The organism is Moorena sp. SIO3H5 (assembly GCF_010692395.1).
Classification (GTDB): domain Bacteria; phylum Cyanobacteriota; class Cyanobacteriia; order Cyanobacteriales; family Coleofasciculaceae; genus Moorena.
Map to the genome: position 1 here is coordinate 1 of NZ_JAAHHS010000100.1, position 21,321 is coordinate 21,321.

21 protein-coding genes and 1 other RNA gene are annotated in these 21,321 nt (G+C 43.3%); 12 read left to right on the forward strand and 10 right to left on the reverse strand.

Annotation, left to right across the window (positions count from 1 at the left end; translation table 11 throughout):
• Positions 1 to 145: DUF2887 domain-containing protein (locus F6K52_RS13615; RefSeq protein WP_293078377.1), on the reverse strand; the 145-nt coding region annotated here is incomplete at its 3' end.
• Between the two features lie 912 nt (positions 146 to 1,057).
• Between F6K52_RS13615 and nblR the strand changes: the two genes are divergently transcribed.
• The 5 genes from nblR (at position 1,058) to F6K52_RS13640 (ending at position 4,337) form a co-directional block, all read left to right on the forward strand.
• Complete coding sequence (gene nblR, locus F6K52_RS13620; RefSeq protein ID WP_293078338.1) at positions 1,058 to 1,753, forward strand: response regulator transcription factor NblR; 696 nt, start codon at positions 1,058 to 1,060, stop codon at positions 1,751 to 1,753.
• Positions 1,754 to 1,862: 109 nt separating this feature from the next.
• The gene (locus F6K52_RS13625) at positions 1,863 to 2,330 is read left to right on the forward strand and encodes a DUF192 domain-containing protein (protein ID WP_364417540.1); all 468 of its coding nucleotides are present in this window, start codon (positions 1,863 to 1,865) and stop codon (positions 2,328 to 2,330) included.
• 533 nt (positions 2,331 to 2,863) lie between these two features.
• Entirely contained in the window at positions 2,864 to 3,112 is a 249-nt protein-coding gene (locus F6K52_RS13630; RefSeq protein WP_293078342.1) for a hypothetical protein, read from the forward strand.
• Between the two features lie 341 nt (positions 3,113 to 3,453).
• Positions 3,454 to 3,645 (forward strand): DUF2949 domain-containing protein, encoded by a 192-nt coding sequence (locus F6K52_RS13635; protein ID WP_044493838.1) that lies wholly within the window; start codon positions 3,454 to 3,456, stop codon positions 3,643 to 3,645.
• 338 nt (positions 3,646 to 3,983) lie between these two features.
• Positions 3,984 to 4,337 (forward strand): hypothetical protein, encoded by a 354-nt coding sequence (locus F6K52_RS13640; protein ID WP_293078346.1) that lies wholly within the window; start codon positions 3,984 to 3,986, stop codon positions 4,335 to 4,337.
• 69 nt (positions 4,338 to 4,406) lie between these two features.
• Here the strand turns inward: F6K52_RS13640 and nfi are convergent, their stop codons facing one another.
• Positions 4,407 to 5,072: a deoxyribonuclease V gene (nfi, locus tag F6K52_RS13645; RefSeq protein ID WP_293078348.1), complete on the reverse strand. Its 666-nt coding sequence runs from the start codon at positions 5,070 to 5,072 to the stop codon at positions 4,407 to 4,409.
• 90 nt (positions 5,073 to 5,162) lie between these two features.
• A complete protein-coding gene (ispD, locus tag F6K52_RS13650; protein WP_293078350.1) occupies positions 5,163 to 5,858 on the reverse strand; it encodes a 2-C-methyl-D-erythritol 4-phosphate cytidylyltransferase in 696 nt (231 codons plus the stop codon).
• A gap of 126 nt (positions 5,859 to 5,984) precedes the next feature.
• On the opposite strand from ispD, the gene F6K52_RS13655 reads away from it, so the two are divergent.
• Positions 5,985 to 6,950, forward strand: coding sequence for a glycosyltransferase family 9 protein (locus F6K52_RS13655; RefSeq protein ID WP_293078352.1), 966 nt, complete (start codon positions 5,985 to 5,987; stop codon positions 6,948 to 6,950).
• 259 nt (positions 6,951 to 7,209) lie between these two features.
• Here the strand turns inward: F6K52_RS13655 and F6K52_RS13660 are convergent, their stop codons facing one another.
• Positions 7,210 to 7,713: a CRR6 family NdhI maturation factor gene (locus F6K52_RS13660; protein WP_293078354.1), complete on the reverse strand. Its 504-nt coding sequence runs from the start codon at positions 7,711 to 7,713 to the stop codon at positions 7,210 to 7,212.
• 124 nt (positions 7,714 to 7,837) lie between these two features.
• Here F6K52_RS13660 and ssrS point away from each other — a divergent pair.
• Positions 7,838 to 8,020, forward strand: a non-coding RNA gene (gene ssrS, locus F6K52_RS13665) — 6S RNA.
• A gap of 313 nt (positions 8,021 to 8,333) precedes the next feature.
• Here ssrS and F6K52_RS13670 read toward each other — a convergent pair.
• Positions 8,334 to 8,699: a single-stranded DNA-binding protein gene (locus F6K52_RS13670; protein ID WP_293078356.1), complete on the reverse strand. Its 366-nt coding sequence runs from the start codon at positions 8,697 to 8,699 to the stop codon at positions 8,334 to 8,336.
• Between the two features lie 366 nt (positions 8,700 to 9,065).
• On the opposite strand from F6K52_RS13670, the gene F6K52_RS13675 reads away from it, so the two are divergent.
• From F6K52_RS13675 to mreD, 3 genes are all read left to right on the forward strand, one after another.
• Entirely contained in the window at positions 9,066 to 10,073 is a 1,008-nt protein-coding gene (locus F6K52_RS13675) for a rod shape-determining protein (RefSeq protein WP_293078379.1), read from the forward strand.
• A 130-nt stretch (positions 10,074 to 10,203) separates the two neighbouring features.
• Complete coding sequence (mreC, locus tag F6K52_RS13680) at positions 10,204 to 10,938, forward strand: rod shape-determining protein MreC (protein WP_364417549.1); 735 nt, start codon at positions 10,204 to 10,206, stop codon at positions 10,936 to 10,938.
• A gap of 218 nt (positions 10,939 to 11,156) precedes the next feature.
• Positions 11,157 to 11,702 carry a rod shape-determining protein MreD gene (gene mreD / locus F6K52_RS13685; RefSeq protein WP_293078360.1) on the forward strand — a complete coding sequence of 182 codons (546 nt, stop codon included), beginning with the start codon at positions 11,157 to 11,159 and terminating at the stop codon, positions 11,700 to 11,702.
• 36 nt (positions 11,703 to 11,738) lie between these two features.
• Here the strand turns inward: mreD and F6K52_RS13690 are convergent, their stop codons facing one another.
• On the reverse strand, positions 11,739 to 12,563 hold the full coding sequence (locus F6K52_RS13690; protein WP_293078363.1) for an HAD hydrolase-like protein: 825 nt from the start codon (positions 12,561 to 12,563) through the stop codon (positions 11,739 to 11,741).
• A gap of 394 nt (positions 12,564 to 12,957) precedes the next feature.
• On the opposite strand from F6K52_RS13690, the gene F6K52_RS13695 reads away from it, so the two are divergent.
• Positions 12,958 to 15,009, forward strand: coding sequence for a serine/threonine-protein kinase (locus F6K52_RS13695; protein WP_293078365.1), 2,052 nt, complete (start codon positions 12,958 to 12,960; stop codon positions 15,007 to 15,009).
• A 125-nt stretch (positions 15,010 to 15,134) separates the two neighbouring features.
• Here F6K52_RS13695 and F6K52_RS13700 read toward each other — a convergent pair whose 3' ends face one another.
• A complete protein-coding gene (locus F6K52_RS13700) occupies positions 15,135 to 16,397 on the reverse strand; it encodes a transposase (protein WP_293078367.1) in 1,263 nt (420 codons plus the stop codon).
• Between the two features lie 366 nt (positions 16,398 to 16,763).
• On the opposite strand from F6K52_RS13700, the gene ribD reads away from it, so the two are divergent.
• Entirely contained in the window at positions 16,764 to 17,885 is a 1,122-nt protein-coding gene (ribD, locus tag F6K52_RS13705; RefSeq protein ID WP_293078369.1) for a bifunctional diaminohydroxyphosphoribosylaminopyrimidine deaminase/5-amino-6-(5-phosphoribosylamino)uracil reductase RibD, read from the forward strand.
• 194 nt (positions 17,886 to 18,079) lie between these two features.
• On the opposite strand, the gene F6K52_RS13710 is transcribed toward ribD, so the two are convergent.
• The 3 genes from F6K52_RS13710 to F6K52_RS13720 form a co-directional block, all read right to left on the reverse strand.
• Positions 18,080 to 18,871, reverse strand: coding sequence for an amino acid ABC transporter ATP-binding protein (locus tag F6K52_RS13710; protein ID WP_293078371.1), 792 nt, complete (start codon positions 18,869 to 18,871; stop codon positions 18,080 to 18,082).
• A gap of 286 nt (positions 18,872 to 19,157) precedes the next feature.
• Positions 19,158 to 20,375: an amino acid ABC transporter permease gene (locus F6K52_RS13715; protein WP_293078373.1), complete on the reverse strand. Its 1,218-nt coding sequence runs from the start codon at positions 20,373 to 20,375 to the stop codon at positions 19,158 to 19,160.
• 42 nt (positions 20,376 to 20,417) lie between these two features.
• The coding region (locus F6K52_RS13720) for an ABC transporter permease subunit (RefSeq protein WP_293078375.1) at positions 20,418 to 21,321 on the reverse strand (904 nt) is incomplete at its 5' end.

The following is a 21,321-nucleotide window of genomic DNA, read 5'->3' on the forward strand; positions in this document are numbered from 1 at the left end:
CTCCATCAATTCTAAATGCTAGTTGTTTGACTTCCACAGAGGCGAATTGATAAGCTTGTGCTTCTGTAGGGGAATGGTTAATTAATTCAAATAAGATACTGGGAAACGATTGAAACAGGCGATAGAAGATGGTATCGGTTTTCACATTAAAGTCATTATTTAACTATATCTATAGTAATGGTAATCGGGAATCGGGAATCGGGAATCGGGAATCGGGAAGCGGTGGCACAGGCTTCGATGTATTAGCTGAACGCGCACGCGTGTGCGTAGCGCATTAGCTTACGGTATTCTCTGAAAGAGACGCTACGCAAACGCTTTTTTTTATCACCTCTAAAACTTCTCCAAAAAAAAGTTTAAAAACCCTTGACAATTTAAAATATAATCATTACAATAATCAATATAAAACCACAAAGAGTTAAAGTTTCGACTTATGTCAAAAAAAATCAACCAAAACCTCAAGAAACAACCTGTTGAGCACACTCTAAAAGGTCCTCGTCAAGCGGTGTCTTGATGCAGTCGCTCATGGTTTGAATTTACCGTAAGACAGTTGAGCCTTAATCAATAAGTTTTACCCCTTTTCTGCATAGCCGACCAACCATAAAGGCTCAACTGTCTAAGGTTTGGTCTCCGGGGGAAACCCCCTTTGGCGGCGCTGCATCGCTAATCCATAGTATGCAAAGGTTTTATTCCCTGGGCTATGGAGAGATTGCCGACTGGAGCCCTTTGGAAGCTACTGAAACTCCAGGAGAAGTGAGGACAACCATGATGAAGTATTGGCTGTTGCCATAACACGTTAAATTTCTGGGGGGCTTCCCCCCAGAGCCTTGGCTCCGGTCTGCTCCCCTAGGGTGGGCGAAAGAGCAAGGTCAATCAAATAGGATCACATCAGGTTCGGTTTGGGAACATAGTGACATAAGTCATTTAAATAGCCGTGGATAGTATTTCTACGGCTATTTTTTTTACAACTTACCCACTCAGCAAAATTTAATTACGACATGCTAAAACAGGGTTGGTATTCACCATAGTTATATCCAGCTTGTGCTGAGAAGCATTATCTATGCCAAATCTGACCCTGGAAAGGAATCCCTGTGTCTTAGTTGTAGAAAACGATCAAATATTGGCGGAACGGCTGAGTCAGGACTTGAAAGAAGCAGGTTATCATACCGTCATTGCCCTTGATGCCACCGTTGCTTGCCATCAAGCCTGTGAACTCCAGCCAGCAATGGTGGTTGTCGATAGAGCCCTTTCAGGAGAATCAGGGCTGAGATTATGCGATCAGCTCAGACGTGAAGGCTCTCGCGTACCGGTAATCATGCTGATGGCTCATGACCGAGTAGAGGATCGAGTGGCTTGTATAGAAGCAGGAGCTGATGATTATTTCCTGAAACCCTATCGTAGCGAGCCATTTGTGAAAATGGTGCGCCTTTATCTAGAGCCAAAAACAGGAGGCTCGGAGCAGCTCAGGTTTGGAGAACTAACTTTAGACCTAAGCCAGCGTAGAGCCATGCGCAATGGACGGGTGATTGATTTGACCATGAAAGAGTTTGAACTGCTCAAGTATTTGATCAGCCATCCGAGGGAAGTATTAACTCGCGAACAAATTTTGGAAAATGTTTGGGGTTATGACTTTATGGGAGAGTCTAATGTCATCGAAGTCTATATTCGCTATTTACGTATCAAGATAGAAGATGAAGGTGAAAGGCGATTAATCCAGACGGTGCGTGGTGTTGGTTATGTGTTGCGGGAGGCTTAGGGTTGTGGGTATGACGTTTCCAATCACTCTATGTTCAATAGCACTAAGTATTTTACTGATGGGCTGTTCAGCAGGGTCAGTATCAGAAGACACTATAAATAGTACCTCTGTGAACTCTGGTCAACCACCAGCAACAGCGCCATCAGTATCACAATCACCAAACAAATTAGGTCAAATGTTACCAATTTCTGCTGAAGCTGAGATCGCAGGTGAGCGGTTTGGGCTGGAAGTGGCACAGACCCGTGAGCAAAAGGCAATGGGGTTGATGTATCGCCTATCTCTAGCACCGGATCGGGGCATGTTATTTGGCTTCGACCCACCACGGCGTGTCAGCTTTTGGATGAAGAATGTTAAAATCGATCTCGATATGGTATTTCTAAGAAATGGGGAAGTAAAAGCGATCGCAAAATCTGTGCCTCCCTGCCAAACTGATAAATGTCCTACCTATGGTCCAGGAAGGGAAATTATTGACCAAGTGATTGAACTTCGTGGCGGACGTGCAGCTGAACTGGGTCTGAAAGTAGGTGACCAGGTCACTGTCAAGTTTCTGGATGGCAGTACTACCCAACCTAACTAATATAGCGCTACGCGCAAGTTACAAGTCAGAAGTCAGAAGTCAGAAGTAAGCGATTACTTACGTTTCGGAGTTTAGGTATGTCAAACATCGAGGTGCGACCCAAGGCCGGGTTCCCCGGCCATTGGAAAGCGCACCTGTGAATACCTAGTGCTATATAAAGCATCAAGCCTTATGCTATCATCCCTATACATAAGCATTCAGTTGACTGCAAATAGTTTCATGCTTACTTCTGTCGTGGGGCTTCTGGCGAATTAAGCTAAATTAGGGTAATCTTTCCTAAGACAGATGTAAAAAGCTCGCAAATGACTATACCCTTGATTACTAATGGCTGCCCTTGAAATAATTAATCAAGGTTGGGAAAACAAGGGTAGGGGTGACGCTACTGAGTCTTAGCGGTAAATCGCTAAGTTAATGGTGTGAGAAAGTTGTCTATCATAGCGTACACCAGAGTTTTTAACTTGACAGACGCTTGTTAACCAAGCGCCTTAGGGAGTGTGTGTTTAAATTTGTCGAATTTTACTTGACTTAAGCATATGAGCTTGGAAGGTCTTGCCAACTGGCTGTTTTGGCTAGGTCTAGGGGTGATGCTAGTGGGGTATTTTATCTCCATACTGGCAAGACAGCGATGCAGCGCGGTCTTGGGGGTTTCCACGGGGCTTACAAGGTGCGGACGCAGGTTCCGCACACAGAACCCAAACCATGAGCGACTGCATCAAGACAGGTGCGGACGCAGGTTCCGCACACAGAACCCAAACCATGAGCGACTGCATCAAGACACATAAGATTGCTGTTCTAGGTTGACGAAAATCTCAGGTTGGCAGTGATTTAGGACACAGGTAATCAGCCTCTTAACCCTGAAAATTTATACAGGGATACTAGAGTGCTATTCCTGTCATCTTAAATCCTAGTCGGGTGATGATAGGGAAAGTTAACTCCTTTCCTATAGGATTAACTATCCTTAAAATCTTAAAACCTTCAAATTTCCGACTGTTTCGTTTGTCAGGTATAACGAAAGTTCGTAATTTCCTAGTGGACAGATGAGATAGTGGCTACTGATGGTTTACACATTCAGATTACTAATTCCAAAATAGAGCCTATTAAAGGAGGTGAAAGTAAACTAATTATGGCACCAAAAACTTATACAAAATTCTTGCATTTTCTCCAAGAAGAGTTAGCAATTTCCAGAGATTCAATTGCGATCGCACAACGACACCGGGAACAAGATCCAGGACTTTTGCCAATGATTCTTTGGCAGTACGGTTTGGTAACTCTGGAGCAATTAGATAAAATTTATGACTGGTTGGAAACAGCCTAGAGCCTGATCAATCAGGGAGGAGTAGGCAAACTATGTCTAAGGAGCTATGTCTTTGGGTTAAAATCTCCCTAAGACAAATTTATAATTCTACTTTGTCATTAACTATTTATCCCCTTATCAAAAAGAGCGGTTTGATAAGTGACTCGCTCTTTTTGTTAGATCTTTGCTATCCCAATCTAAGTATCAATGTAACTATTCAGGCTACCGCTATCAGCTATCAGCCATTCATACTATGCCTGTAGCCCTTCAGCTGATTGCTGATAGTTGAATGCTTACAATGAAAGTCCAAATGAACGAGTCATAATGGGTAGTAAGATAACTAATGGGGTTGTACTACCTTGAAACGAACAATACCAATACTCGCTTTTGGCTTAATCTTAGGAATTTTTATCTCACAGTTTATTCCACCAGCCACAGCTTCTATAACTGTTGTAGAATCGCGTCTTTCTTCTGTTGAATCTGAGATAATTAACTTGAGGTTTAAACTCAATAATTTAGAAACTCAGTTACGTCAGGTCAACCAGTCAGTTCCTGATAGTAATCGACCCACTCAACACCAGGGAATATCACCAACTGATAGCTATAGCAGGGTAGACGCTGATCACCCGATGTTTAAGCGTCTTGCTACCTTAGTAATAGAACTCAAGGAACGGGTTAATCGATTAGAAGAAGAGGTATTACCAAAAGAATGAAGAATGTAGAATGAAGAATGTAGAATGTGAAATTCTAACTTCTAAATTCTAACTTCTAACTTCTAACTTCTAGCTTCTATTTGATGCTAGTTGATCAGCCCAGCGAGTTGTTTCTGGTAATCGATACTTAGATGTGCAGCGCAATACATAATCAATTGCTGTGGGTAAGCTGATGCGATGACCAATGGAAACATAGACTGGCTTAACTCCAGTCCGAGTACGGACAACGGCTCCAATGATTTCTCCATCATGGCTCAGCGGTTGCCAATTACCTTTGTTTTCCGGCAATTCCTCATGATCACCAATGAATCGGGACTTAGCTACACCAATGGTAGGAATATCTGTCAGTACCCCCAGATGGCAGGCAAGACCAAAGCGACGAGGATGGGCAATGCCCTGACCATCACACAAAATTAAGTCAGGGATAATGCTAATTTTTTCCAAAGCATCCAGTACTACAGGAACTTCTCGGAATGATAGGAAACCTGGTATATAGGGAAAGGTAGTGGGTCTGGATGCGATCGCATTTTCCTTCAGCTGCAAGTCGGGAAAGCTTAAAACTGCTACTGCTGCCTGTGATATAGCGCCATCCTCCTCAAAACCTACATCTACACCAGCAACATATTGTACTTCCCCCAACTGATCTTCAGAAATTACCTCGGGTTGTAGTTGTTGTTGAATTGCTTTAGCTTCTTCACTATTGACTGGCCAAGGGTGGCGTTGTTGGATTTCCATAGTGATTTTGTGATTGGTACGTGGAAATTTTCCATTCCCTGGCACAACTGAAACGATATTTAATTATAATCAATCAATTAATTAACTAGATTAGGTTCCACTGATATCAAAACGCTGGCGCAAGATAAATTCTGCGATCGCTAAATCCACTGGGGTAGTTACCTTCAAATTCGTCTCCTCCCCTTCCACAATCTTTACTGGCAAGCTGCACCGTTCAAACAAAGCGGCATCATCCGTAACTTGCCACCCAGCCTCACGTCCTTGATCATGGCACTGTTTCAACAACTTCACCTCAAATCCCTGGGGTGTCTGTGCTGCCCACAATCCCTTCCGATCGGGTGTATCTTGAACAATATTGGCTTCATCCACCACTTTAATCGTATCCTTAACTGGCACAGCGGCAATTAGACCGGGACAATCCATTAAGACTTGGGCACACCGTGTCAATAATTCAGGGGTAGCTAAGCATCTAGCACCATCGTGAATCAACACCCTTTTGGCTTCTGCTGGTAAAGCCTGCAAGCCATTATAGACAGATTCTTGCCGCGTTTCCCCCCCCTCAATCAACTCCACAGGTTTAGATAGGGCAAGTTCAGCTAGAATTGCTTTAAACTCTTGCCAGTCATAGGGTTGTCCGATGATCCCAATCCAGCTAATACTACTGGCTTTTTCTGCTGCTAGCAGTGTCCAAGCCAGTATGGGTTTACCTAGAAGTGTTAAAAGAAGCTTATTGCGATCGCTCCCCATCCGTCGTCCCATTCCGGCTGCTGGAATTAATAAATGCACGATTTTCTACCTCTTAGCTGCTGCTTCATGGCTGAGCTTAGGATATTATCCCCTGTATAGAATCAGAATTAGTCGTTCCAGCGTCAAGTTAAAATTAAGCTGATCCGTAAGCTCAAGTAATTTGAGATGAGAATACTAGCCCTTGTTCCTGGTGGAATTGGCGACCAAATCCTGTTCTTTCCCACCCTCTCACAACTAAAACAGTATTATCCCCAAGCTGAGATTGACGTTATTGTGGAACCGCGAGCCAAGGGGGCTTATCGGGTTTGTCAGTCAGTCGATGAAGTTCTAACCTTTGATTTTAAAGACCGCAATGGTCTCGCGGATTTTGGTAACTTGTTGGGAGTGATCCGCGAACGCGAGTACGATGCTGCGATGACCCTGGGACGTCGGTGGTCAGTTGGGCTCTTGCTTTGGATGACTGGTATTGTGCGTCGAATTGGTTACAAAGCTGGTTCAAGGGATTTGTTTTTTAGCAACCCTGTGCCCCTAAAAACTGAGCAGTATGCTGCCCATATGTACCATGACCTACTAGAAGGTTTCGGTATTAACGTTCCTTGTCAAGAACTTGCTGTTAGGGTTCCCAAATCAGATATTGAATGGGCAGAAGCTCAACAGCAACAGCTAGACATTCCAGAAGAAATTGGCTACATTCTTATTCATGGCGGTTCTAGTAAACTGGCTCTGTCCCAAGGAATTGATAAAATCTACCCAGTTGAGAAATGGCAGCAGATTGTTGAGGACATTCGTCAAAAACAACCCGATCTCCCCATTGTCTTGCTAAAAGGGCCAGAGGATGCAGAATGGTGCCAGGCTATGATGGAGTACCATCGTGACCTCAAAGTTACAACTCCCCAGGATATTGGGAAATTGGCAGCCATGATTGCTGGTGCTAATTTGATGCTGTGTACCGATAGTGCACCTATGCATCTAGCTGTAGCTGTTGGTACTCCTACCATTGCCTTGTTTGGTCCGACAGAAGCCAAAAAACTACTACCTGTCAAGGAGGGGGTATACGGCATTCAATCACCTAGCGGTCGGATTGCCGATATCAAACCGGAAACTGTATTAGAGCAAATTTGGGGTAGCTAGTGTAATTCTAGTATTTCTTGAGGAAGTCATCAGCCGCTTTTCTCTTTTCCCCAAACTCTTTTTAATATGGGAAGCTGACGCTATAGGGGTTGATTAAGATAGATCCTCAACCCGATGTGGAGTTGTACCTTGCACAGGTACTTTCGCAGGCATAAACTGCCCTTTGATAGCATCTCTTCTCCAACTATAGCGCTTATTATACTGATCAGCCCCGGCTTCATCTCCCTATCTCCCTATCAATCTTTTTTATGATGGGTATTCAACCGGACTGGATATCACCCCCTGAGGTTTCGAGCAGATCAAACAAAGTATCATCTAGTTCATAGCCGAGTAACTGAGCCATCGACTTGAGGCGGGATGGGCTCTGTATACCCCACTGCTTTAACCATTGAGTAAGTACAAAGATCTTCTGCATCACGAAAATTTCTAAGGCTTCAGAGTTGTACTGGATGCCTTCTGTTCGATTAAATTCGTGGGGCACTAGCATAGCAGTATAGCGGACGAATTCCCCAGATTTCCAATCTAGTAGAAAAGGTAACCAGGGATAGGTAGCATCCAAGCGCACAAACCATAACCGCACCTCTGGGATCTCTGAGAATTCCCGAGGATCCTCAGGATCGCCATCAAAATCAATCTTAAAGCCTAGCTGCTGCTCATGGTTTGCGATCGCACCGTTTTGCAGCCACCCTTCAATCACTGTCTGAGCTGGAGACAAGTCTAAGGTTTGGAAATGGTTAGTATTTAAGGAAATGATTGTAGTCACGCAATAGTTCCAATATCAATAAAATCAGTTAAGTCTTACACTATTTTCTCCTGCTAGGCATTTCCGTGATCAAACACCTAGATGTTGCAGATATTTTGAGCAACTACTACAATAGAGGCAGCAGGTTTTACTGAGAAGTTGGTGACTGCCAATAGTGTTTTTTGATCTATGCTCATATATATAAGGGAACTAATCGGATTTGCGGCAGTAGACTGGGAAAATACCCAGAAACTTCAAGCGACGTTCGACAGTGCCCACCTGGTTAGCCAGGTCATAAACTGAGGTAAGACGGCTTCTTGGTGAACCTGTAGGATCAGACAATAATCGTCTGAAGGATGTGTGACTAGTGATAGGCAACTAGTGATAGGCAACTGGTGAGTAATAACCTAAACACAGGAATTGGCTGAAAAAGAATACATCTAGTTCATAGCATTGGGTAAGCAGTAGACCTAAGTGTTTTAGAACTAAGTGTCTTAGCCCTAGGTATCTTAGCCCTTAGTATTTTACTTTGTACTCAGGGAACCTAGCGGAGAAATCCAGACCTATACTAGTCTAGCTATTAGTTTCCTCGAAAGCTAATAGCTAATTAGTTAGGAGGTTTGAGTATAAATCAAAACTATTCAAAATTCGGTGCTATCATAGCTGCTTACAGCGCTGGGGTCACTATCACGCTTAGAGCCAAGTAAATCAAGCCGCTCTACTCGGATCACAGGTTGTGAGCGGTCAGCTCCGGTGGTGCGATCGCTCCAAGTGTCGATTTTCAAAGACCCTTTTACACCAATTAAGCTACCTTTACGCACATAATTAGCAGCTACTTCCGCCGTCTTCCCCCAAATCTCTAAGTTGAACCAGTCAGGCTGATCACTATTGCGTGTCCGTCGTCTCACTGCCAAGGCCAGTTTACACAATACACCCCCAGACTCAAAATACTTAACATCTGGGTCTGTACCTGCACGACCGACTAAGTGGACAACATTGAGACTCATAGTTATATTGGTACTTTTGTACTGATTATGGCTCTACAATAGCAGATTTAGCTGGTGTATAACAATTACTAACTTATTTTAAGTGACCGAAGCAAGTCAATCATGCAGAGTATTCTAGTTAACTTAAGCTTAACTTGAGCAGGTGAAACCGTTGTGTATTTGCCGTTGGGTGTATTTGCAGAAATTTAGTCTAAAGAGTATCCGGAGAATGATGATTAGGTAGTGTACTAGCGTACTAGACTAACTGGATAAAACATAATAGAATCCACCTCAGTTACAGTTTCGGTGCAATGTCGGTTGTACACAGCATTTTGTGAGGCGTAGAAACTAGTGAGTATTTTAAATCACTTTTCCCTGTCACGGGACATGGGTATAGACCTGGGTACAGCTAACACCTTAGTCTATGTATCTGGTAAGGGCATTGTTCTTCAAGAGCCTTCTGTGGTTGCCATTGATCAAGACGACAATCTTCCTCTAGCCGTAGGCGAAGAGGCAAAAAAGATGTTGGGAAGAACCCCAGGTAATGTAGTTGCCCTACGTCCTTTACGGGATGGTGTGATTGCTGACTTCGATACCGCTGAACTGATGTTGAAGCACTTCATCCAGCGAGTAAACGAAGGCAAAGCCCTAGTTTCACCTCGGATTGTGATTGGTATCCCCAGCGGTGTCACAGGTGTGGAGCGACGAGCCGTCATGGAAGCTGCATTACAGGCTGGTGCTAGAGAAGTTAGGTTAATTGATGAACCAGTAGCAGCAGCCATTGGTGCTGGATTACCTGTAGCAGAACCAACCGGTAACATGATTATTGATATCGGTGGAGGCACCACTGAGGTAGCAGTTCTCAGTTTGCAGGGAACAGTTCTAAGTGAATCAGTGCGTGTTGCCGGAGATGAACTAAATGAGGCAATCACTCAGTATATGAAAAAAGTCCATAACCTAGTGATTGGGGAACGGACAGCAGAAGACATTAAAATCCGCATTGGCTCAGCCTATCCGACACCTGAGGATAATGAAGCGGCCATGGAAGTGCGAGGATTACACTTGCTGTCTGGCTTACCACGAACTGTCACCATCAAACGACCAGAGATTCGTGAAAGTATGGCAGAACCCCTTTCTGTTATTGTTGATGCTGTTAAGCGCACTCTAGAACGGACTCCCCCCGAACTGGCAGCTGATATTATTGATAGAGGTATTATGCTGGCGGGTGGTGGTGCTTTATTGAAAGGATTAGATACACTTATTAGTCATGAAAGTGGCATTGTCACCCATGTAGCGGCTGATCCCCTCAGCTGCGTTGTTTTGGGAACTGGTCGAGTATTAGAGAACTACAAACAATTAGAGCGGGTGTTTAGCGGGCGTTCCCGTAATATGTAGTGGTGAGCTATTAAATATCAACCTTAAAGAGTATTTTTCTTAAATATATCAAGAGTGTAGATTGAGTGTGGCTAGTGTAAAAATTCACTGATTAGCCAAAATCTGACTATTTTATGGATAGGCTATGTACATGCTGCGTCGCTGGTGGGGGAGACATGGAGTAGCAATTATGCTGGGGAGTCTTACCCTGATTGCTGCTTGGTTACTTAGAATAACTCAGGGTGCAACAATTTTTGAAATCTATCAATTGATAACCCGCCCTTTTCAATCGGTACCTGCTAAAGAAGAAAGCCTCTCTAATGCGCGGACACTGGAACTACAACAGCAGGTAGAGGAACTCCAAACCCAAAACCAGAAGCTAAAAGAGCTGTTAGGTTATAAGAAAACCCAGAACAAACTAAGAATTGTTGCGCCTGTTGTGGGACGTAGCGCTGACAATTGGTGGCAAGAAATCATTCTGGGAAGAGGCAGTGAAGCTGGGATCAAAAAGGACTTCGTTGTTATGGCACCTGGCGGTGTAGTGGGTAGAGTCCTTAGCGTGACACCCCACACCAGTCGTGCCTTGCTGATCAGTGACCCCACTAGTAAGGTAGGTGCCGTGATCAGCCGTAGCCGTAGCATGGGTTTTTTGGGTGGACAAGGGACTAATCGGGCAATAATGCAGTTTTTTGATAAAGTGCCAAACGTTCGTCCTGGTGATGCTGTGGCTACCTCCACTGTTAGCCAGCTTTTCCCAGCTGGTTTACCCCTAGGACGTGTAGAGTCTGTTATTCTTGACAAAAGTCCAGCCCCAGAGGCGATTATTGAACTGACAGCTCCGATGAGTTATCTGGAGTGGGTGATTATTCATCCCAATGACCCATGATTTATGACTAATGAACAATAACCCATGACTAATAGACCTCTTGCAAAAATATCTTGAGTTATAATAACAGTTTTGGTAAAAATTACTTAGATTGTGTACTAGGCTTATACACAAATAAAGTATAAAGCACCTTTGTTAGTCTTAAGCGGACGCTAACTCGGAAATTACCAGACTAGTTATCATACCACGAAAAACTTTTGCAAGAGGTCTAATAAACAATGACCAACACGTCTGAGTTTTCTATTTGGGTTCGTCGAACAATTAATTGGGCAGTCACTGTTAGTTCAGTTATCTTCTGCTCAATCTTATTACTGACACGTTTACCTGGAATGGAATTACTGGGAATCGCTCCCAACTGGCTGTTGATTTGGGTTGTGGCCTGGAGCATTAAACGTACAGCGTTTCAAGGAGCATTCGCAGGGTTGGTATTGGGGTTAGTCCAAGATGGTATGACATTCCCTGAGCCTACCCATGTCTATAGTCTTGCCATCGTGGGGATCTTGACTGCTGTGATTCAAAAGCAACGGTATATTCAGGAAGATTTTATTTCAGTAGCTTTAATTGTATTTGGCATGGCGATTGTTGGGGAAACAGTTACTGCTATTCAGCATAGTTTTCAAGGCGATCGCCAATTAGCACAAATCTGGACAGACCATCAGCGTATTGCCATCTGTTCTGCAATTCTCAGTAGTCTTTGGGCACCAGTCGTCTACTATCCACTCAATCGATGGTGGCAGTGGTGCAATTCAATGGAGGAATCCTAATGCTTTTTTACATATACTTTGTTAGATAGCAAGTTACTAAGAAGCAACAGCTCTAGAGAGTTCTAATAGATAAGAGGTTGCATAAAGTAAGTCGCTACAGATATGCGTTGGTTCAAACCCCTTGAGATATGATTGAGAGCGAATGCCACAGGTAAGAGCTATGGTGGGAATTGAAAGGGCTTGTCCTGCGAGAATATCGGCTTCTGTATCACCAATCATCCAAGCAGATACCGACGGTTGAGCCAGCGGAGATTTTTCGGTATAGGATGAAGTACTATGCTCAGACAGTGCTTGTTGGAGAAGTTCTTGTTTTACCTGAGCATAGTTTTGATAAGCATGGTGGTTTTCTCTTGTCCCATAAATGCCGCTAAAAAGACGAGTTAAACCGTAATTGCTCAATATCTGTTTGACCTGGGATGTGCAACGTAATGTCACCAGAACGAGTCGGATGCCATAAGAATGCAGCAAAGCTAAGGCCCAGTTTACGTTTGGTTGCAGCTTATCTTTGTTCAACAAGGTAGATTGATTCACAATCTTGATCACACGCCCCAAGAAGAAATCGATTTGCTCTCCTCGCAACCCTGAGCGCATGGCAATTTCCTCGTCAGGGATGCGTTCTTGCTTCATTTGCCAGAACTGCTGTTTACTCATGGTCTGTATCGGTAAGGTTATACCTTTAGCTTGGTAGAACCCTTGAGTATCAGTTAGTGCTAGCTGATACGTAGTGTAGTAGCGATTGGAAACATCAACAAGGGGACCGTCAAAATCACAGAATACGGTCAGTTTTTGCAAGTAGGGTACTGTATGTTGAGGCAGGTAAAATCGGGATAATTGCCTGTCTGGGGCAGCAACACAGTTCATAGATGAGATTTTGGCTGAGCTGGGCTTTTTGACATACTTCTTTACAATGTACCAATTTTAGTGTATGTTTCAACCTGCTTGAGGTGACATTTATACCATGCTGTATTCTCTGGAGAAACTATTTTGATCGTTGGCGCTCTAAAAAAAACTATATATAGTTAAATAAAATAACTGTAGCCCTAAGTAACTCGAGCAGCACTTAGGCAAAATTAGGCAACAATTGCATTCCATGACCGCAAGTTTGTACTAGCATGTAAAAACCTATATTTTTATCTGTTGACTCCTGCTGTTGAGCTACTAGGGGCGTAATGAGCGAAAATATTGCTTTGAGTAGATTAATTCAAAACCCCCATCCTAATATTGGAATAAGACCACTATCTCTTTGTAGCTAGGCATGAGCTACTGTATCAATCCCCTGTGCCCTCAGCCAGATGACCCAGGGAACATGACGAATTTGGTTTGTCGCCATTGTGGCTCAGATTTGTTATTACAAGGTCGCTATCGGGTGATGCGCCTGTTAAGTGACCAAAGTGGCTTTGGTAAGGTTTACGAAGCTTACAACGGGGCAGTACCGAAAATTCTAAAAGTCCTGAAGCCAGAGCACAACTCGAAATCCAAAATTATTGAACTATTTCGCCAAGAGGCAGCTGTATTGAGCAAGCTGACTCACCCCGGTATCCCTCAAATCGAGCCAGAGGGATACTTTCAGTTTTTTCCTAGACATAGTAAAGAGCCGCTGTATTGCATCATCATGGAGAAAATTGATGGACTTAACTTGAAGCAGTGGATGAGGCAACAGGGCAATCACCCCATTTTAGAAACGCAAGCGCTTAAATGGTTAAAGCAGATAGTAGAGATTCTGCATCTTGTTCATCAACAAAACTATTTCCATCGCGATATCAAGCCAGAAAACATCATGCTCCGTGCCAATGGGCAATTGGTATTGATTGACTTTGGCACTGCTAGAGAGTTGACCTATACCTATCTAGCGGAAATTGGTGGTGGAGGCAGTGTTACCAAGATTAGTTCCCATGGCTATACTCCCCCAGAGCAGGAAAAAGGGTATGCAGTCCCACAGTCGGATTTTTATGCTCTGGGGCGAACCTTTGTTTATTTACTGACTGGCAAATCAGTCACGGATCAGAGTGTTTATGATCCGTTAAATGATCAATTTCATTGGCGTGATCATGCTCCTCAAATCTCTGACCAGCTAGCAGACTTTATTGATAGTTTGATGGCTCCAACGGCAGCAGCTCGACCTCAAAAGACTCAGCAAATTTTAAATAATCTAGCTAATATTTATTCTATTTCTTCTTTGATTAGTATTTCACAGGCTAATACTAATCTAGAAGCGAGTACAACCAACTCAAGCATTAAAACTAAATCTCAACCCAATATTTCTATACAAACGGAAGTTATTAAAACCCCAAAAATAAGATGGTGGTTAGGAGGGATATTGACTTTGGGATTTGGATTATTTGGTGCTGGTGGTTGGCTATTGTATCAATCCTATAATCCTGACCTTAGAAAATCTCAAGAAATATCTCCTGAAGAATTATCTGTGGTTAATACTAAGACATTCACTGCTCATTCAAGTTGGGTTAATTACCTAGTCATTAGTCAAGATGGCGAATTATTAGTTAGTGCTAGTGCCGATAAGACGATTAAAATTTGGGATATTAACACGGGAGAAGCAATCCACACTCTCGAAGGTCATAAAAGCTATGTTAATTATCTAGCTATTAGCCCAGATGGACAACAATTATTTAGTGCTAGTGCCGATAAGACGATTAAAATTTGGGATATCAACACGGGAGAAAAAATCTACACTCTCGAAGGTCATAAAAGTTTTATTAATCATTTAGCGGTTAGTCCGGATGGACAACGATTATTTAGTGCTAGTGCCGATAAGACCATTAAAATTTGGGATATCAATACGGGAGAAAAAATTAGTCAGCTCAAAGGTCATGAAAGTGCGATTAACTTTTTATTAATTAGTCAGAATGAGCAAAAACTATTTAGTGCTAGTGCCGATAAGACCATTAAAATTTGGGATATCAACACTGGGCAAGTACTCCGGACTCTCGAAGGTCATACGAGCTTTGTGAATTCTCTAGCCATAAGTCCGGATGGACAACGATTATTTAGTGCTAGTGCTGACAAAACTATCAAAGTCTGGAATCTAGATACTGGGGAAGAAGTCAATAGTCTAACTGATCATAGCAATTATGTGGAAGAACTAGCTATCGGTGCTAATTGTAAGAAGTTGTTCAGTGGGAGTGCAGATCAAACGATAAAAGTATGGGATTTTGCTAATCAAAAACTAATCTACACTCTGATTGGTTTTCCAAATCCAATTGAATATTTTGCGATTAGTCCTGATTGCCACACAATTGCGACTAGTGGTGGTAAAAAGATCATCAAACTCTGGCAGGTGCCACAGTAAGTAAATTAGTTTGTAAGTCCTTAGTTTGTAAGTAATTAATGTTCGTGAGCTATTGGTGAGCAATTTCGATTTTAAGACGTTTACAGTTAAAGTTAAGTGACATGCTCCCGACGCCGAATCTTTGATTACGGCGCGGGCTTCTTAACCTCGCAGTTAAGCATTTCTGCGTAGCACTTACCTATGAGCTGACGCTCACCCGGCAGTACGCTATTAGCAGACGGTTTCCTTTCCCCGCCGTCCACGGGTACTTTTTCCAAACCTCGCAATCGAATCACCATCGCCGCTGCATGATCTCTGTGGGTTCTGTAGTTGCATTCCGGACAAATATGCTCTCTTTGGCTGAGGTTTTTTTGCACTGTTGCACCACACTCTGGACAGGTCTGACTTGTACCTTTGGGGTCTACTCTTTCAAAGTAGTTGCCCCGCTTCCAACAAACCCATTTGAGTAGGTCGAGGAACTGTCCAAAGGAAGCATCAATACACTCAGTGCGTAGCATTCCTCTATTGAGTCCAACTGTGTTCAAATCTTCAGCAAAGATTGTCTCTGCCTGATCGCACAGAACATGAGCAGTTTTGAGGTGGAAATCTTTGCGAGTATTGGCAATTTTTAGATGTAGTCTTGCAACTTTGATTTGTGCTTTTTCCCAGTTTTTAGAACGCTTCTTTTTTCTACTTACCCTCCGTTGCAGTAATTTCAACTCGCCTTTGAGGTCTTTGAAGAACTTGGGACGTTCAACAGTGAAAGCGTCAGAAGTTGTCAAGAATTTTTCCAGTCCCAGATCTATCCCAATTGCACGACCGCTAGGTGGATTGTTTAGGATTTCTACGTCTAAAGCTATCGTGACAACTACATACCATTGAGTATGCCTTGCTCTCGATATCACTCTCACTTGCTTGACCTGGAATCCATCTGGAATCGGTCTATGCAAGTTAATGGCAACTTTGCCAATCTTGGGAAGGTCAATCATGCCATTCCCTATCGGGTTCTTTTTGAATTGTGGATACAGAAATGATTTGAATTGACCAAACTTTTTGAATCGAGGAAACCCAAAACCACGAGAACGAAAATTTTCCCAGGTATCATGCAACCTTCTGATTGTTGTCTGCAATACCTGGGAATGAACACTCTTGAGTTTTGGGCTAACTTTCTTTGCCTTGGGTAGGTTGTTTTGCTGAAGATGATAACTCGGAAAGGGAGTATCGCACCGAATGATGTATTCTTTCGATAAGGAACATCTATCCACCGCGCATTTACGACTTGCCAACCAGTCTTTCAACTCCCGCAAGGCATAGTTGTACACACCGCGACAAGTCTCTAACCATTCAAGCATTTGAGCTTGCTGGTCAGCATTGGGATATATACGGTAGCGGTAGTTCATAATCAGCATAAAGACAGTCTACCATGAAGACACAAGTTGGTAGATGTATTTTTTTACCCCAGGGAGGGGATTCAAAAATACTGGGGGAGTCCATGTATCCCCCAAACCCCCCAGGGCTGTTTCATTCTCGACCCTAAAATTCCTGGGTGAGGGGCTCAAATCCCATTCTGGTAAGCAAATCGCCGTTTTTTTCTACTATTGGGTTTAATAATAGAAAAACAGGGGCGAAACTGCTGCCACTCGGGAGCTTCAGGGAACCGAAAAATTGAAAATTAAACAGCCCTTCCCAAACCCCCTCTTAAGTTAAATGCTGATGAATGTAATTAATGATTACAAATAACATTTCAATAGTAACAAACGAATAGTAACAGACAAATGGACAACTCTCCTGTGACATCTTTTCCTGAAACTCCCTTGGCGCAAGCCATGATACAGCGGTGCATCCAACTAGCACGGCGAGCCGAGGGATGTACTACACCCAACCCTTTAGTCGGTTGTGTAATTGTCCGGAATGGGGAAATTGTCGGGGAAGGGTTTCATCCTGGTGCTGGTCAACCCCACGCCGAAGTGTTTGCCCTCTCAGAGGCTGGGGAAAATGCCCAGGGCGCAACGGTTTACGTGAATCTGGAACCCTGCAATCACTATGGTAGAACCCCTCCTTGTACAGAAGCGTTAATTAAGGCTGGAGTCGCTAAAGTAGTGGTCGGGATGGTGGATCCTGATCCACGGGTATCTGGAAAAGGTATTGAACGGTTAAGGGCGGCTGGGATTGAAGTGGTGGTAGGTGTGGAAGAGAGTGCTTGCCGTCAGCTCAATGAAGGCTTTATTCATCGTATTCTTTACCAGCGTCCATTGGGAATTCTCAAATATGCCATGACTTTAGATGGCAAAATTGCTGCTACTAGTGGTCATAGCAAATGGATTACAGGGGAAAAGTCCCGTAGTTGGGTGCATCAACTGCGATCAGCTTGCGATGCAGTGATTGTGGGCGGTAATACGGTGCGTCAGGATAACCCCAATTTGACTAGCCACAATCCAAATTCACCGAATCCCCTACGGGTGATCATGAGTCGCACCCTCGACTTACCCAGAGATGCTCGTGTTTGGCAAACGGATGATGTACCTACGTTGGTGTTTACAGAGGTCGGAACTGAGGGAGATTTATATCAACATCTGGTTAACCAGGGTGTAGAGGTGGTGGTATTGAATCCCCTGACTCCTTCTCAAGTCATGGCATATTTATATGACAGGCAGCTTTCGAGGGTGTTATGGGAATGTGGTGGTATCTTAGCGGCAAATGCGATCGCAGATGGTGCAGTCCAAAAAATCGTAGCCTTTATTGCTCCAAAAATCATCGGTGGTCAAGGTGGTCTCTCACCAGTAGGAGATTTGGGCTTGACACTCATGACTGATGCTCTAACATTAGAACGAGTCAGTTGGCGTCAGATAGGATCGGATTATGTTGTGGAAGGTTATTTAGCTCCTGATAGGAAGTAGGGAGTAGGGAGTAGGGAGTAGGGAGTAGGGAACAGGGAACAGGGAACAGGGAACAGGGAACAGGGAACAGGGAAAAAATCCTGTGTACCTCATTACTATTAGAAACGCTATATCATTATTAAGTGTTAGTTAATTTAAATTTGATAATTTTCAGTGGTAAATTGGCAATTATAGCGCTGGGCGCAGGGCTATGCCTATAAAATTTGGGATAAAAACTGCTTAGTACGTTCATGTTGAGGATTGTTGAAAAATTCCTGGGGTGTACTTTCTTCCACCAACTTCCCATCAGCCATTAATACCACTCGGTCTGCCACTTCTCTAGCAAAACCTACTTCGTGGGTAACGCAAACCATAGTCATCCCAGAATCAGCAAGCGATCGCATGGTATCGAGTACCTCTCGCACCATCTCCGGATCGAGAGCTGAGGTAGGCTCATCAAATAACATGATTTTAGGCTGCATTGCCAAAGCACGGGCAATAGCTACCCGTTGCTGTTGTCCCCCTGACAGTTGACCGGGATACTTCTTGGCTTGTTCGAGAATACCGACTTTCTCTAACAGCTGCATGGCAATTTCTTCAGCTTTTGCTTTTTTCCAGCGGCGCACCCAAATCGGAGCAAGGGTGACATTTTGCAGCACAGTCAGGTGAGGAAATAAGTTAAATTGTTGGAAAACCATCCCCACTTCTTTGCGAATAGTATCAATGTTTCGCAAGTCATGGGAGAGTTCAATGTTATCAATAATAATTTTTCCTTTTTGATAGTCTTCTAGAGCATTAAATGTCCGAATAAAGGTTGATTTCCCAGACCCGCTAGGCCCCATGACCACCACTACTTCTTTTTTCTTGACTTCTAGACTGACACCACGCAGAACATGAAATTGGTTGCTGGCATACCACTTATGAACATCTTGAGCGATGATCATGGATTCAGTATCTCTGGAATTAACTGGGTCTTGAGGAGAAGTGATCGGTTGTTGATTAGTCATGATTCTTTTCCCTTGATTAAGGTTAGATTGGTTTACAGGTTAAAGGTTACAGGTTTAAAGTTACAGATTTAAAGTTACAGGTTTAAAGTTACAGGTTTAAGGTTATATAGCGTTTATCGTAGTTATGAGGTATTTTATTCTTTGACGTTGATTCCCTGTCTTCATGCACCGCATCCCGATTCCCGATTCCCTCTTCTAAGTTCCCTGTTCCCTGTTCCCCGTTCCCTGTTCCCTAAAATCCATAAATTGTGTACCTCATAGCTATGATAATTGCTTGAATCTAGATTCAATGGTCTACATTCAATTGTTTTTCGAGGCGTCGGCTGGCTGTGGACATGGCGTAACAAAATAACCAGAATAGGAGTCCGTCGAATAGATACACTTCTTGATAGGGGGTTTGAAATTTGGCTTGGGCAAAGATAGAATCACCAATACCAAGCAACTCTACTAGACCTACAACAAATAGGAGAGTTGTGTCTTGAAACAGACTAATAAACTGACCGACAATGGCAGGAATAACAGCTTTGAGTGCCTGAGGTAATACAATCAGCCCTACCGATAGGGGAGTATTTAAACCCAATGCTTTAGCAGCTTCGATTTGACCTGTAGGTATAGATTGCAGTCCTCCTCGCACATTCTCTGCTAAGTAAGCAGCACTAAATAAAGTCAGACCGATTATTGCCCTTAACACCCGGTCTGGTCGCATTCCTTGTGGTAGAAATAGTGGGATAATTACTTGTCCCATGAACAAAATCGCAATCAGAGGTAGTCCTCGGATTAGTTCAATGTAAAGGATAGAGAAGCCGCGCACAACTGGTAAGGTACTTTGTCGTCCTAGGGCTAGTAATACACCTAGGGGAAAACAGATTAAAATACTAACCACTGCGGCTAAGAGATTCAGCAGTAAACCACCCCATTGATTAGTGGATACCTGTTTTAGTCCGAGTCCTCCTCCCAGAAGCCACAGGAAGATTAATAAAGCAATAAACCAAGCTAAAGGTAACCAATTACCCAATTTCGGTTGAGTTTTAGCAACCTGTTGTCCTCCCCAAGCACTAGCTACCAGTAAGACTACTATTCCTAAGAGTAATAAGCGATAGGGAATTGCTACTGGAAATAGCACTAAGATAGCACCACTGATCACAATAGATATTAAGACATTGCGACTAAATAGAGTGGTAACATTTCTTGCTAAAACTCCCCACGTTATCCCGGAGAGGAATACAATAATCCCCAGAATCAACCATGGACGCCAGTTTTCGGTGGCGGGATAGGTTCCTACAAAAAATAGACGGAAGTTCTCCTTAATAACATCCCACTGGGCTTCAGTGGTTACCCATATTATCAAGCCTTTTACGGTTACGAATAGAAACCATAAAACACTAACCGTTAGTATGGTATTATACCAAGTATTAAATAAATTTTTCTTTATCCAGGTAACTGGATTAACCTGTAGTTCAGGGGGTGGTGCTAGTTCAGGAGGTTGAGAATTAACAGTAGTCATTATCTAGTTATAAGTCAATAGTTAACCAATTAAGTTAACCAATTATCTTTCCTGCAATTTAACTGTCCGATTCAACAGATTCATCACGAAAGAAATGATCAGGTTAATGGTTAGATAGGTCAGGGGTATGATCACTACGATTATTTCTATTTCATGACCGGCTTGGTTGAAGGTGGTTTGAGCAATGGAGTAGATATCTGGGTAGCCAATAGCAGATGCTAAACTGGAGTTTTTGGCTAGGTTCATATACTGGCTGTTTAGGGAAGGGATAATCACCCGCAAGGCTTGGGGAAAAATAACTAACCGCATAGCTAAGCCTGACTTAAGTCCCAAGGATCTTGCTGCTTCCCACTGTCCCTTCTGTACTGACTCTATTCCAGCTCGGACAATTTCCGCGATAAACGCACCTGTGTAAAAGACTAGACCAGCTAGTAAGGCACAGAACTCAATAGTTAGCCGGAGTCCGCCTTCAATATTACCTGTATCTATAACTTCTTGCGGTCTTTGCCAACCAAAACCGATGATGATAATTAAGACAGCAGCAATTGCGATCGCAATTAAAGCAATTAACTGCGGCTGACCGGATTGTGCTTGTTCTACCATCACTTTAGTGCGCCACTGCCAGATTAAAACTGCTGCGATCGCACCGACTAGCAAAACCAGCAACCACAGAAACAGCTGGGTGGTGAAGGGGGGCCAAGGAATATAAATTCCCCGCTTGCTCAAAAATATCGACCCAGGTAACTGAATTTTTTCCGACAGTTTTGGCAGTTGGAAGAATACCCCAAAGTACCAAAATAGCAATTGCAGCAGCAGTGGTGTATTGCGCACTATTTCCACATAAAGCAGACTGAGCTTACTCACTAGCCAATTGTCAGAAAAACTAGCTATCCCGGCGGTAATACCAACAATAGTTGTCAGGATAATGGTTGCTCTCGTGGTCAGG

Coding starts and splice junctions, on each gene's coding strand:
- F6K52_RS13710 (WP_293078371.1), bottom strand. CDS start 18,871: ATGACTAATCAACAACCGATCACTTCTCCTCAAGACCCAGTTAATTCC.
- nblR (WP_293078338.1), top strand. CDS start 1,058: ATGCCAAATCTGACCCTGGAAAGGAATCCCTGTGTCTTAGTTGTAGAA.
- F6K52_RS13690 (WP_293078363.1), bottom strand. CDS start 12,563: ATGAACTGTGTTGCTGCCCCAGACAGGCAATTATCCCGATTTTACCTG.
- mreD (WP_293078360.1), top strand. CDS start 11,157: ATGACCAACACGTCTGAGTTTTCTATTTGGGTTCGTCGAACAATTAAT.
- nfi (WP_293078348.1), bottom strand. CDS start 5,072: ATGGAAATCCAACAACGCCACCCTTGGCCAGTCAATAGTGAAGAAGCT.
- mreC (WP_364417549.1), top strand. CDS start 10,204: ATGCTGCGTCGCTGGTGGGGGAGACATGGAGTAGCAATTATGCTGGGG.
- F6K52_RS13655 (WP_293078352.1), top strand. CDS start 5,985: ATGAGAATACTAGCCCTTGTTCCTGGTGGAATTGGCGACCAAATCCTG.
- F6K52_RS13670 (WP_293078356.1), bottom strand. CDS start 8,699: ATGAGTCTCAATGTTGTCCACTTAGTCGGTCGTGCAGGTACAGACCCA.
- F6K52_RS13700 (WP_293078367.1), bottom strand. CDS start 16,397: ATGCTGATTATGAACTACCGCTACCGTATATATCCCAATGCTGACCAG.
- ribD (WP_293078369.1), top strand. CDS start 16,764: ATGGACAACTCTCCTGTGACATCTTTTCCTGAAACTCCCTTGGCGCAA.
- F6K52_RS13695 (WP_293078365.1), top strand. CDS start 12,958: ATGAGCTACTGTATCAATCCCCTGTGCCCTCAGCCAGATGACCCAGGG.
- F6K52_RS13675 (WP_293078379.1), top strand. CDS start 9,066: ATGGGTATAGACCTGGGTACAGCTAACACCTTAGTCTATGTATCTGGT.
- F6K52_RS13715 (WP_293078373.1), bottom strand. CDS start 20,375: ATGACTACTGTTAATTCTCAACCTCCTGAACTAGCACCACCCCCTGAA.
- F6K52_RS13635 (WP_044493838.1), top strand. CDS start 3,454: ATGGCACCAAAAACTTATACAAAATTCTTGCATTTTCTCCAAGAAGAG.
- F6K52_RS13630 (WP_293078342.1), top strand. CDS start 2,864: ATGAGCTTGGAAGGTCTTGCCAACTGGCTGTTTTGGCTAGGTCTAGGG.